Annotated in this window: 13 protein-coding genes; all 13 read left to right on the plus strand. The window is 42.5% G+C overall.

Translation table 11 applies throughout. The features are described 5' to 3' along the window. Positions 1 to 158 precede the first annotated feature (158 nt). The 13 genes from ACMWLG_RS04345 (at position 159) to ACMWLG_RS04405 (ending at position 12,895) form a co-directional block, all read left to right on the plus strand. The gene (locus tag ACMWLG_RS04345; protein WP_045403034.1) at positions 159 to 1,103 is read left to right on the plus strand and encodes an NAD-dependent epimerase/dehydratase family protein; all 945 of its coding nucleotides are present in this window, start codon (positions 159 to 161) and stop codon (positions 1,101 to 1,103) included. After that, complete coding sequence (locus ACMWLG_RS04350) at positions 1,103 to 2,146, plus strand: MraY family glycosyltransferase (RefSeq protein WP_045403037.1); 1,044 nt, start codon at positions 1,103 to 1,105, stop codon at positions 2,144 to 2,146. Before ACMWLG_RS04345 ends, ACMWLG_RS04350 begins: the two co-directional genes overlap by 1 nt. After that, the gene (locus ACMWLG_RS04355) at positions 2,139 to 2,699 is read left to right on the plus strand and encodes a sugar O-acyltransferase (protein ID WP_045403039.1); all 561 of its coding nucleotides are present in this window, start codon (positions 2,139 to 2,141) and stop codon (positions 2,697 to 2,699) included. The genes ACMWLG_RS04350 and ACMWLG_RS04355 overlap by 8 nt, the downstream gene beginning before the upstream one ends. Before the next feature lie 38 nt (positions 2,700 to 2,737). Beyond that, positions 2,738 to 4,624: a polysaccharide biosynthesis protein gene (locus ACMWLG_RS04360; RefSeq protein ID WP_045403042.1), complete on the plus strand. Its 1,887-nt coding sequence runs from the start codon at positions 2,738 to 2,740 to the stop codon at positions 4,622 to 4,624. 102 nt (positions 4,625 to 4,726) lie between these two features. Then, the gene (rfbB, locus tag ACMWLG_RS04365; RefSeq protein WP_045403045.1) at positions 4,727 to 5,812 is read left to right on the plus strand and encodes a dTDP-glucose 4,6-dehydratase; all 1,086 of its coding nucleotides are present in this window, start codon (positions 4,727 to 4,729) and stop codon (positions 5,810 to 5,812) included. After that, the gene (rfbD, locus tag ACMWLG_RS04370; RefSeq protein ID WP_045403048.1) at positions 5,812 to 6,711 is read left to right on the plus strand and encodes a dTDP-4-dehydrorhamnose reductase; all 900 of its coding nucleotides are present in this window, start codon (positions 5,812 to 5,814) and stop codon (positions 6,709 to 6,711) included. The genes rfbB and rfbD overlap by 1 nt, the downstream gene beginning before the upstream one ends. Before the next feature lie 51 nt (positions 6,712 to 6,762). Continuing rightward, on the plus strand, positions 6,763 to 7,644 hold the full coding sequence (rfbA, locus tag ACMWLG_RS04375; RefSeq protein ID WP_045403052.1) for a glucose-1-phosphate thymidylyltransferase RfbA: 882 nt from the start codon (positions 6,763 to 6,765) through the stop codon (positions 7,642 to 7,644). Between the two features lie 130 nt (positions 7,645 to 7,774). Next, a complete protein-coding gene (locus tag ACMWLG_RS04380) occupies positions 7,775 to 8,581 on the plus strand; it encodes a glycosyltransferase family 2 protein (protein WP_045355508.1) in 807 nt (268 codons plus the stop codon). A gap of 40 nt (positions 8,582 to 8,621) precedes the next feature. Continuing rightward, a complete protein-coding gene (rfbC, locus tag ACMWLG_RS04385) occupies positions 8,622 to 9,170 on the plus strand; it encodes a dTDP-4-dehydrorhamnose 3,5-epimerase (protein WP_045403055.1) in 549 nt (182 codons plus the stop codon). After that, a complete protein-coding gene (locus tag ACMWLG_RS04390) occupies positions 9,170 to 9,580 on the plus strand; it encodes a sugar 3,4-ketoisomerase (protein WP_045403056.1) in 411 nt (136 codons plus the stop codon). Before rfbC ends, ACMWLG_RS04390 begins: the two co-directional genes overlap by 1 nt. 9 nt (positions 9,581 to 9,589) lie before the next feature. Then, positions 9,590 to 10,699, plus strand: coding sequence for a DegT/DnrJ/EryC1/StrS family aminotransferase (locus ACMWLG_RS04395; RefSeq protein ID WP_045620817.1), 1,110 nt, complete (start codon positions 9,590 to 9,592; stop codon positions 10,697 to 10,699). Further along, a complete protein-coding gene (locus ACMWLG_RS04400; RefSeq protein WP_045403060.1) occupies positions 10,696 to 11,949 on the plus strand; it encodes an O-antigen translocase in 1,254 nt (417 codons plus the stop codon). The genes ACMWLG_RS04395 and ACMWLG_RS04400 overlap by 4 nt, the downstream gene beginning before the upstream one ends. A 31-nt stretch (positions 11,950 to 11,980) precedes the next feature. After that, entirely contained in the window at positions 11,981 to 12,895 is a 915-nt protein-coding gene (locus ACMWLG_RS04405; protein WP_052952358.1) for a glycosyltransferase family A protein, read from the plus strand. Positions 12,896 to 12,952: the final 57 nt, after the last annotated feature.

Here is a 12,952-nt window from a genome sequence, read left to right on the forward strand (position 1 = left end):
ACATCGCTCAGTGCACTGGTAGCTGTTAAGCCAGGGGCGGTAGCGTGCCTTGTATTCGCAATTGAATATAGAACGGGCAGTCGTGGCCTATACAGTTTCTCGCGATCCTGCACTCTTCGCAGGCAAAAAATATCAGATAGAGCAGATAGGGGATATCAATGAAAGTATTGGTGACGGGCGGAACCGGGTTTCTTGGTACTGCTTTAGTCCGGACGTTGAAATCATCAGGACACGAGGTGATATTAACAACGCGCAAGCAGGAGAACACTGAACAGGGAATTTACAACCTGGGTGATATCTCAGCCGATACCAACTGGATAAATCTTCTTCAGGGATGCGACACTGTCATTCATACTGCGGGAAGAGCGCATATCCTTAATGATGATGCTCAGGACGCTTTAGCGGAATTTCGCCGTGTCAATCACGACGCGACGATGAAATTAGCGAGAGATGCTGCGACCAGTGGGGTTAAACATTTTATATTTGTAAGCTCAATCGGCGTTAACGGTAATGCCACCTCAGGGATCCCATTTACTGAGGCCTCGGAGCCACAACCCACTTCCGATTACGCCATTTCCAAGCGAGAAGCTGAGCAGAGTCTACTTAATCAATTTGCAGAAAGCGATATGGCGATCACCATTGTCCGCCCTGCATTGATTTGTGGTGAAAATGCACCGGGTAATATACAGCGTCTTTTAAAAATGGTTTCTAAAAACCTACCGTTGCCATTTAAAAATGTTAGGAACAAGCGAGCGCTGGCGTCTCTGGATAATGTCGTCAGTTTCATCAGCGAATGCGTGGTGAATGAGAAATCTAAAAATCAACTCTATTTACTTGCAGATGCAGAACGTCCTTCAACTAAAGATATGATTAATGCCTTTGCTTCAGGAATGGGCATTAAAGCGAAACTGATCTCTTTCCCAACGGGTATCTTCAGGTTATTACTTTCTACTGTTGGTAAACGAGGTATTTACGATCAGCTGTTTGGCGATCTGGAAGTCGATGCCTCTAAATCTCGGGAACATTTAAACTGGACGCCCCCGATAACGCTTTATGAAACGATGAAAAAAACGGCGAAATATTATATCGAAGGTAATAAATAATGATGAATTTTGGGATGGTGATATTCGCTTTTTTTGTCTCATACGCACTGACTTGGGGATTGCGGGGGTATGCCTTAAAGCATAATGTTATTGACCGCCCTAACCAGCGAAGTTCTCATTCTGTACCCACCCCGCGAGGTGGTGGGGTAGCGATCGTCCTGACGTTCCTGGCTGCTTTAGTAGGATTTTATCTTAATCATACGCTTACGTTGGAGAGCTTCCTGGGGTTGTTTATTCCAGGGGGAATTGTTGCCATCATCGGTTTCCTTGACGATCATGGTCATATTGCGGCACGCTGGCGTCTATTGATGCATTTCCTGGCAGCAGCAATTGGCATCTATTTCCTGGGATCCTTCCCTGTCATTACGCTGTTTGGTTACGATCTTTCCTTATCCTGGATTGGTATGATTCTGGGCTGTGTTTATCTGGTCTGGATGTTGAATTTGTATAATTTCATGGATGGAATTAATGGATTAGCCAGCGCTGAAGCAATAACATTTGCCGCATGTAGTGCAATGTTGATTGCTGTAAACCAGTACACGGACGCGCCTGGAAGTATTTTTCCGATAACGCTTGCTCTTATCGGTGCCGCGGCTGGCTTTATTGTCTGGAACTTTCCGAAAGCAAAAATCTTCATGGGCGATGCCGGAAGTGGTTTTCTAGGGATAACCATCGGGCTGATGATCCTGCACATTGCGAAAGTTGACTCGCATTTCTTTATTGCTGAGTTGTGCTTGCTGGGCGTATTTATCGTCGATGCTACAACAACTTTGATGAGGAGGCTCGTAGCAGGTAAAAAGGTCTATGAAGCACATGCCAGCCATGGCTACCAAATCCTCGCAAGAAAATATGGCAGCCACGTTCCGGTGACATCATTGGCGATTGCCGTCAATCTGCTGTGGCTCTTCCCCATTGCCTTTTTTATTGCCTCAGGCAAAATTGATGGTCTTGTGGGGCTGCTCATCGCCTGGTTCCCGCTTCTCGTTGTTGCACTAATATGTGGTGCAGGCGTTAAAGACAAAGAGAGCAACGTCAATGCATGACTTATTGATTTTGGGCGCGGGTGGTCATGGCCGTACGCTGTACGAGACAGCGAGACTGCTGGGATATAAGGATATCGTTTTCCTCGACGATAATACCTCTGCCTGCCAGGAAATTAACCAACTGATTATTGGAAAAATTTCTGAACTTCAGTTACATATTGGTACCGTCAGTCATGTCGCTATTGGCATCGGAAACAATAAAGTCAGAGAGCAGCTCTATCAGCAACTGCTCGACTTAGGTATTCATCCTGTAACGCTTATACACCCCTTTGCATTTGTCAGTCCATCGGCGACCCTTGCTGAGGGAACTGTTGTATTAGCGGGAGCTGTAGTGGGTGCCAACGCAAAATTAGGTTTGGCAACGATTGTGAATAGCCACTCGACAATAGATCACGATGCCATTCTTGGTGATTTCGCTCATTTAGGTGTTGGTGTCCATCTTGCGGGCAGCGCTGTGATTGGGAAATCAGCGTTTCTCCAGGCGGGGACAGTGGGCGGTTATAATACTAAAGTAGACGATTACTCAGTGTGTCCTGCTGGTACTATTTTATAAACTGAATGCAAGCTTTAGTGAGGCGACCAGTTTTTAGTATGCTAAATTATTTAATATCTTTACCACGACCAATAAAACGTATTATCACACTCTCTATAGATGTTTTGCTTCTGTTGTGCGCATTTTGGTTTGCATTTTGGGTGCGTATTGATGCAATGACTCCATTATATAGTACGGAGCATTGGCTTTTTATTTTCTCAATAATTTTAGTTACTCTGGCAATATTTGTTAAATTAGGACTGTATCGGGCGGTAATCCGTTATATTACTGCCAAGATATTATTGGTCGTAACGATGGGGATGGTCATATCATCCATTTTGCTTATTATCGCAGCGTTCTATACCAACCTCTATTTGCCGAGAACGATTCCTTTTATCTATTTCTCATTCGGTCTACTGCTTATTGCCGGATCACGGCTTGGAATGAGGATGTTGGTGAATCGTGGGTTGAATCTGGGCACTCGGGTAGTTATTTATGGTGCAGGTGCATCGGGTCGTCAATTACTGCCTGCGCTGAGCCAGATGGACGAATATTACCCCGTTGCTTTTGTCGACGATAATCGCGCCCTGCAAGGTCAGGTGATTCACGGGGTAAGCGTCTTCGCACCAGAAAAACTGCCCTGGCTGGTTGAGAAATACGAAGCGAAGAAAATTCTGCTGGCCATGCCAAGCGCAAGCCGGGCAAGAAAGAACGAAGTCATTAAAACCCTGGAAGGTCTGCCGTGTGAAGTGCTCTCCATCCCGGGAATGGTCGATCTAGTGGAGGGGAAGGCAAGTATTGATTCCTTGCGGAAAGTCGTTATTACAGACCTGCTGGGCCGCGATCCTGTCTCACCCATTCCGGAACTGATATCGCGTAATATCAACGGGAAAACAGTGATGGTTACCGGGGCAGGGGGGTCTATAGGGTCTGAACTATGCCGACAGATAATTAAAAATAAGCCAAACCAGCTTATTCTGTTCGAACTGTCCGAATTCTCCCTCTATTCCATTGATTCCGAACTGCGTAACCTGAATCTGGGTCAGGATTTTAAGGTTAAAATCTATCCGATCCTCGGAAACGTTCAGGATAAAGAGCATCTCGAAAGGTTAATCAGAGCATTCAACGTCGACACAATTTATCATGCTGCGGCGTACAAGCATGTACCGCTTGTCGAGTTCAACGTACTTGATGGCGTGCGCAATAATATCTTTGGTACGTTGAGCTGCGCTCAGGCTGCGGCAAGTTGCGGTGTTGAAAACTTTGTTCTGATTTCGACTGATAAAGCCGTTCGCCCTACCAACACCATGGGGGCGACCAAGCGCATGGCGGAGCTGGTGCTGCAAGCGCTGGCGAAGGAATCCAGTAAAACCTGCTTCAGTATGGTTCGTTTCGGCAACGTGTTAGGATCATCAGGCTCAGTTGTGCCGTTATTTGAAAAACAGATTGCTGCAGGTGGACCGGTGACGCTGACTCACGAAGATATCACGCGTTACTTTATGACCATTCCTGAAGCGGCTCAATTGGTTATCCAGGCGGGAGCCATGGGCACTGGCGGCGATGTTTTTGTTCTGGATATGGGGGAACCCGTCAAGATCATCGACCTTGCGCACCGCATGATTACATTGCAAGGGCTTACCGTTCGCGATGATAAAAACCCTTATGGTGATATTGCGATAAAAACAACGGGTCTGCGGCCTGGTGAGAAACTGTATGAAGAGTTGCTTATCGGAGACAATGTATCCGTTACGCAGCACCCGCGTATCAGGACTGCTAACGAGGTGATGTTGCCGTGGAGTGAGATGAGCATTATTCTCCGTGACCTCGACAACGCCTGCTGTCAGTTCGACTACGAGCGCGTGCGAGAGATACTTTTACAGGCACCTGCAGCATTTAATCCAACCGACGGTATCTGCGATTTACTTTGGAATGTAAAGGTAAGTTAAAATAGCAGATTGTCAATTTCTACGCCCTGGAGGCCTATCGAAAGTTACCAGGGCGACAGCAACTAATTAATTGTTTCTGATAACATTAAGAGCGAAATAAACGTGAAAATTCTGGTCACTGGTGGAGCAGGCTTTATTGGGTCTGCGGTGGTACGACACATTATTAATGATACGCAAGATTCTGTTATTAACGTCGATAAACTGACTTATGCAGGGAATCTTGAATCGCTGGCCGAAGTCTCGCACAGCGAACGCTATCATTTTGAACAAGCCGATATCTGCGACAGCAATGCCATGGCGCGTATTTTTGCAGAGCACCAGCCGGATGCGGTGATGCACCTGGCGGCCGAAAGCCACGTTGATCGCTCGATCACCGGCCCGGCAGCCTTTATTGAGACTAACATTGTTGGTACCTATGTACTGCTGGAAGCAAGCCGCCAATACTGGTCAGCGTTAGATGCTGATAAAAAAGCGTCTTTCCGTTTCCACCATATCTCAACAGATGAAGTCTATGGCGATCTTCCGCATCCGGATGAAATGGCCAAGGGAGCTGAACTGCCGCTGTTTACTGAAAAAACGGCCTATGCCCCAAGCAGTCCCTATTCTGCTTCTAAAGCGTCCAGCGATCATTTGGTCCGTGCCTGGCTCCGTACCTATGGTTTCCCTACCATTGTGACTAACTGTTCTAACAATTACGGTCCATATCACTTCCCGGAAAAACTTATCCCGCTGGTCATTCTCAATGCGTTGGAGGGTAAAGCCCTGCCTGTTTACGGTAAAGGAGACCAAATCCGCGACTGGCTGTACGTAGAAGATCACGCCCGTGCGTTATACACCGTGGTTACCCAGGGCAAGATTGGCGAAACCTATAACATCGGCGGCCACAATGAGAAGCAGAACCTTGATGTGGTAAATACCATCTGCTCATTGCTGGATGAAATCGTGCCGAAGGAAGGTTCCTATCGTGACCAGATAACGTATGTGGCTGACCGCCCGGGTCACGATCGCCGTTACGCAATTGATGCAGAGAAAATTGGTCAGGAGTTAGGCTGGAAGCCTCAGGAAACTTTCGAAAGTGGTATTCGTAAAACCGTAGAATGGTACCTGGCAAACACAAAATGGGTAGAGAACGTGAAAAGCGGCAGCTACAAATCCTGGATTGAAGAAAACTACGGGGATCGTGCGTAATGAACATCCTGTTGTTTGGCAAAACAGGGCAGGTGGGCTGGGAGCTACAGCGTGCTCTGGCACCGCTGGGTCATTTGATTGCGGTTGACGTCCATTCGCAGGAGTATTGCGGTGATTTCAGCAACCCTGAAGGCATTGCAGAAACGGTGCGCCGCATTAAGCCTGATGTCATCGTCAACGCGGCCGCGCATACCGCCGTCGATAAGGCCGAGTCAGAACCCGAATTTGCTCAGCTGCTGAATACCACGAGTGTCGAGGCGATTGCCAAAGAGGCCCAAAAATTGGGGGCCTGGGTTGTTCACTACTCTACTGATTACGTATTCCCGGGTAATGGCGATACGCCGTGGATTGAAACGGACGCCACAGCGCCACTTAATGTGTATGGTGAAACCAAACTTGCTGGTGAAAAAGCGTTAAGTGAAAATTGTTCACGCCATTTGATCTTCCGGACTAGCTGGGTTTATGCCGGTAAAGGGAATAATTTTGCGCGTACCATGCTGCGACTGGCAAAAGAGCGTTCTGAGCTGTCTGTTATTAACGACCAATTTGGGGCCCCTACGGGTGCTGAGTTATTAGCAGACTGTACGGCTCATGCTATTAGGGTTGCCCTAAATAAACCTGAAGTGGCAGGGACTTATCATCTGGTCGCCAGTGGTACAACAACCTGGTACGACTATGCCTCTCTGGTATTTGATGAAGCGCGCAAAGCAGGAATTGAATTGGCATTAAAGCAGCTTCATGGCGTGCCGACCAGTGCGTACCCTACGCCTGCAAAACGTCCGGCAAACTCGCGCCTCAATACGTTAAAGTTCCAGAAGAATTTCAACCTCGTACTGCCTCAGTGGGACGAGGGGGTTAAGCGTATGCTGACTGAGTGGTTTACAGCGACAGCGATTTAATAATGATCGGGATGCTGGGAATGGGCATCTTATGACTATAGAGATGATGAAATGAAAACGCGTAAAGGTATTATTCTGGCGGGTGGATCTGGCACTCGTCTGTATCCAGTGACCATGGCTGTTAGTAAACAATTATTGCCTATTTATGATAAGCCGATGATTTACTATCCGCTTTCAACGCTGATGCTGGCTGGTATTCGAGATATTTTAATTATTAGTACTCCGCAGGATACACCGCGTTTTGAACAACTTCTGGGTGATGGAAGCCAGTGGGGTCTGAATCTGCAATACAAAGTCCAGCCAAGCCCGGATGGTCTGGCGCAGGCTTTTGTTATTGGCGAAGAATTCATTGGTAACGATGATTGCGCTCTGGTGTTGGGGGATAACATTTTCTATGGTCACGACCTTCCTAAATTGATGGATGCCGCGGTTAATAAAGAAAATGGTGCAACGGTCTTTGCCTATCACGTGAACGATCCTGAGCGTTACGGTGTTGTCGAGTTTGATAAAAGTGGTACCGCCATCAGCCTCGAAGAAAAACCACTGGAACCGAAGAGTAATTATGCGGTGACGGGACTCTATTTCTACGATAATAGTGTCATTGAGATAGCGAAGAATTTAAAACCGTCAGCACGTGGTGAACTGGAAATCACGGATATTAACCGTATTTATATGGAGCAAGGCAAGCTTTCCGTGGCTATGATGGGCCGTGGCTTTGCCTGGCTTGATACAGGGACTCACCAGAGCCTGATTGAAGCGAGTAACTTCATTGCAACCATTGAAGAGCGCCAGGGGCTGAAAGTGGCTTGTCCTGAAGAAATTGCCTATCGTAAAGGCTTTATTAATGCTGAGCAAATAGCTCTCTTAGCAAAGCCATTAGCAAAAAATAATTATGGCAAATATCTTCTAAAAATGATTGATAAAAAAATATAATAACCAATTTTCTCAAATAATTTATAAAGTAGTATTGCTCTGTCACATTTCTCACATGAACATGTGAATGAATTTTTAAATTAGACAGAATTACTATATTTAAGCAGCAGTGAGGAAGTGTGGGGATTATATGCATTTTAGTGTGTTAATGTCGCTCTATGACAAGGAAAAACCTTCCTATTTGGAAGAGTGTTTTGACAGCCTGGCAAATCAAACGGTTAAAGCGGATGAAATCGTTCTTGTTTATGATGGGCCTATCAACGAAGCATTATGCACAGTGGTCGATAGATGGTCAATGTCATTACCTATCAAGATCGTCGCATTAAAAAAGAACGTTGGGTTAGGACAAGCGCTGAATGAAGGAATGAAACATTGTACATATGATTATGTCATGCGGATGGATACGGATGATATATGCCAACCAACTCGTTTTGAATTACAATCTGTATTTATGGAGCTAAACCCTGATATTGATATTTCAGGAAGTTGTATCCGAGAGTTTATAGGTGATAAAAACAATATAGTATCAGAAAGAAAAGTTCCTCTTACTGATAAAGAAATTAAAAAATTCGCCAGACATAAAAATCCTTTTAACCATATGACTGTCATTTTCAAAAAATCCAGCGTCCAGTCTGTTGGGGGATACCAGCACCATTATCTTATGGAAGATTATAATTTATGGTTGCGGTTACTAGGGGGGGGATTCAGAGCGGGCAACCTGGACGAATCATTGGTATTGGTCAGAGTCGGAGCTGATATGTTGGTCAGGCGACGCGGACTTAAGTATGTTTCAAGTGAGTATAAACTTGCTCGAATGAAAAGAATGACTGGTTTTCAGAGTATCTTATCGTCTCACTACTATTTTATTTTGAGAAGCATTCCACGATTACTGCCATTATGGGCGCTTAAGCGAATATATAATATTACACGAAAATAGAGACTCACTCTGCGAGTTACTGATATTGATAGAGGCTATAATGAAAATTTCTAATACTTCGCTCAGTGGTGTTTTGATTATCGAACCTCGAGTGTTTCATGATGAAAGAGGCTATTTCTTTGAGAGTTTTAACGAAAAAAACTTCAAAGAAAATATAGATCCAAACGTCACTTTTAAACAAGATAATCAGTCAAGATCTTCTAAAGGGGTTTTACGGGGTTTGCACTATCAAGAAGCACCTTTTGCCCAGGGAAAACTGGTTAGATGCGTTACAGGGCAGGTTTTTGATGTAGCGGTTGATATACGCAAAGAATCTCCAACATATGGGCAATGGGTGGGTGTTATTTTATCAGAAGAGAATAAAAAGCAGCTTTGGATCCCAGCTGGATTTGCACACGGTTTTTTAACTTTAAGTGAGCATGCAGAATTTCTTTATAAAACTACCGATTATTATTCTCCAGCACATGAACGTTGTATAAAATGGGATGATAAGGACTTGAATATAGAATGGCCAAAAATGGAATACATCATTTCTGAGAAAGATCAGAACGGTTCAACCTTTGCTTCTTTAAACGTTCAAGGTAAATAATGAAAATCAATTTTATCCCACTTCAAAAGCATGGTGATGATCGTGGTTCATTGGTCGCCTTAGAAGAAGAGAATAATATCCCTTTTAGTATTAAAAGAGTTTACTACATCTTTGATACTAAAGAAGGTGTTCGTAGAGGTTTTCATGCGCATAAAAAATTAAAACAGGTTGCGATCGCCGTAAAAGGTTCTTGTCGTTTTCTGTTGGATGATGGAACAGAGAGGATAGAGGTTGTTTTGGACAACCCAGCGCAGGGGCTTCTCATTGAGTCATGTATTTGGCGTGAGATGTATGATTTTTCTAGCGATTGTGTATTAATGGTATTAGCTGACAGTCATTATGACGAAAATGATTATATTCGTGACTATGATGCATTCATCATTCACGCTAACGCAAAGACAGATATTTAAGAGGCTATAATGATCAATTTTTTGAATTTAAAAGAACTTAACAGTAAATATCAATCTGAATTACAAGAGGCATGCTCACGTGTAATTGAATCCGGCTGGTATATTATGGGTGAGGAGCTGAGTAACTTTGAGTCAGAATTCGCAACTTATGTTGGCTCAAAATATTGTTTAGGCGTTGCCAACGGTTTAGACGCGCTAACCCTTTCTCTAAAAGCCTGGAAATTAATGGGTAAGCTAAGTGAAGGAGATGAAGTAATTGTTCAGGCGAATACATATATAGCATCTATACTTGCTATTACCGCAAATAATCTTGTCCCCGTTCTTGTAGAACCATCTGAACTAAGTTTCAATCTTTCTATCGAGAATATAAAAAAGGCTATCTCACCAAGGACTAAAGCTATCCTTCCAGTGCATCTATATGGGCAATTAAGCCCTATGGATGAGATTATGAATATTGCTCAAGAGCATGGGCTATTGGTTCTTGAGGACTGCGCACAATCACATGGAGCTTCTATTTCTGGCCGCAATGCAGGTAATTGGGGGCATGCTGCAGGCTTTAGTTTTTACCCGGGCAAGAATTTAGGTGCTTTGGGTGATGCTGGTGCAATAACTACAAACGATAGCGAGTTTTATGATGTTGTTAAAGCATTGCGTAACTATGGTTCTCATAAGAAATATCAGAATATATATGAGGGCGTGAACAGTCGTCTGGATGAAATCCAGGCAGCAATGCTAAGAGTCAAATTGCGACATCTAGATGATGAAACATTTGCGCGACAAAAAATCTCTAAAATATACCGCACTTCTATTGTGAATCGCTATATTACTCTCCCTGAAATTTCTTCTGGTAGCGAGAGTGGTCACGTTTGGCATTTGTTTGTTATTCGAGCTAAAAATAGAACCAAGCTCCAAGAGTATTTAAGTCACCATCGTATTCAGACGCTTATACATTATCCAATCCCACCGCATAAACAACAAGCATATTCTTCATGGAATACCTTAAGTTTACCAATAACAGAAGCTATGCATAGAGAAGTTTTATCGATACCTTTAGATTCAACACTTAGTGATGATAATGTAAAATATATCGTTGAAATTTTGAATGGTTATATTGAATGAAAAAGTTGTTGGGCATAACGGTTATGTCCGGTGCGATGACATTAGTTAAGATTGGGATCGGGTTTATTATTGCAAAATTAATTGCGATATATACTGGTCCTTCAGGAATGGCATTGCTCGGGCAACTGCAGAGTCTAGTAACTGGGGTAAATGGAATAGCAAATGCTCCTACAGCTACAGGTATAGTAAAATATACTGCTGAAAACCGGGAAAGTTATGAAAAGTGCTCGCCGTGGTGGCGAGCTTCAACTTATTATATATTCCTTATAACATTGTGTTTTACTCCATTTCTTATATTCTTTTCAAGTGATATTGCCGACTGGGTCTTCCATGATGCGCAATATCAGTGGCTTGTTATAATTACTATCTTAACATTACCTATAACTTCTTTTGGAACGGCGATTTCTTCAGTTCTTAATGGGTTGCAAAATTTTAGGTATTACATCATTAGCGGGGTTCTTTCAGCACTAATATCCGGGGGGATTATCTCGGTTATGATTGTGTTATGGGGGATTAAAGGGGCTCTGGTTGCTGCCTCAATGCAGTATGTGTTTATAGGGTTGATTACATTTGCTATTAACTCAAGACAAACATGGATGAAATTCTCCTATTGGATTGGGCGCACAGATTCTCAAGCCAATAGGAATATACTTGAATTTGTTTTGATGACAGCCGTAAGTTCTATTGTTATACCAATAGCATTGATTTTTATAAGAAACTCTCTTGTAGAACATGCAGGATGGGATTCTGCAGGGCAATGGCAAGCCGTATGGAAAATCTCTGAAGTATATTTAGGGGTTCTCACTATGGCTTTGTCCGTTTATTACCTACCAAAGTTGGCTTCATTGAGTAGTGTGGCGGAAATAAAAAAAGAAATTAATTCTGTTTTCGTTGTTATACTGCCTGTAATAATTTTTGCCGCACTATGCATATATTTACTTCGAGACTATATAATTAAACTGCTTTTTACTTCGGAGTTTATGGCTGCAAGAGATTTGTTTGCTATACAGTTGATAGGTGATGTTATCAAGGTTATCAGTTGGTTGTATGCATATCCAATGTTGGCTAAGAAAGCTACTAAGTACTTCATAGGTACTGAGATCTTCTTCGGGATTACATGGGTATTATTAAGCATTTTCTTTATAAATAAGCACGGAGTTTCCGGAGCGAATATTGCCTATGCTGTGAATTATAGCTTTTACTTTCTTTTTGTTTTCTTTAACTTAAAGCGAGTGATTTTGCTTAAGTAAATATTATTGAATGAGTTATTCTGGAGTTATCGTGATATCAATTGTTATTTTGTCATACAATCATGAGAAATATATTGCTGAGACTTTGGAATCAGTTTATCAGTTAAATATTCCAAAGGAGGTCATTGTAATTGATGATTGTTCAAAAGATTCTTCTCTAGATGTCATAAGAAATATTGTGAGTAAACATGATGCAAGTATGTATACAAAAATAGTTGCAAAAGAGATAAACCGTGGTTTAGTCGACTCACTTAATTCAGGATTAGAAATGGCAAATTCTGAGTTTGTTTATTTCATAGCGTCAGATGATCTCGTTGAATCTGAAGGTTTTAAATTATTATATGATGAGCTATGCAATAATGATAGCGCTCAATTTGCCATGGGGAATGCTTGGGTATTTTACACTGGTCAAAAATCAACAGAGTTTGTTTATAAAAAACAACATGATGTTTTTTTCTCTGGTGATGATGCGTCATTGAGAAAGAAAATCTTTACTAATTTTCCTAAACCTTTATTGCTGCAAGCTACGATCTTTAGAACTCAAGCGCTAAAGGATGTGGGGGGATGGGATAAGACCTTAGTTTGGGACGATTATCCTATGTTTGTAAAATTATTTCAGTCTTTCTCACTATCAAAAAATGAATTTCTTTTTCGAAAAGGTTTGATAGTCTCTAAATATCGTCAGCATGACTCTAATGCATACAAAAATTTTACAAAGCAGCTAGATATGGTCGAGAAGGCTATCAAAAAATTAGCTCCTTCGGAGTTGTATAACACAGCTATATCCAGGCAATATGCTTTTTATGTACTTTTAGCAGTAAAGTCTGGTGATTATAAAACAGCAAAGTATATAGCAAAGAAAATTCTTAGACAAAAAATTTTGTTTTCTACCATCTTTTATATTTGTGCTGAAGTTATACAGTGGGTTCATAGGAAGCGAAAATGAGAGATTATGTTTTCTTTGAGTTCTTATTTAGCAATTACATTGAGTATATAACATATG

The sequence above is a fragment of the Enterobacter sp. 01-M-02-SI-ECC genome, from assembly GCF_047530595.1.
Taxonomy (GTDB): Bacteria; Pseudomonadota; Gammaproteobacteria; order Enterobacterales; family Enterobacteriaceae; genus Enterobacter; species Enterobacter cloacae_M.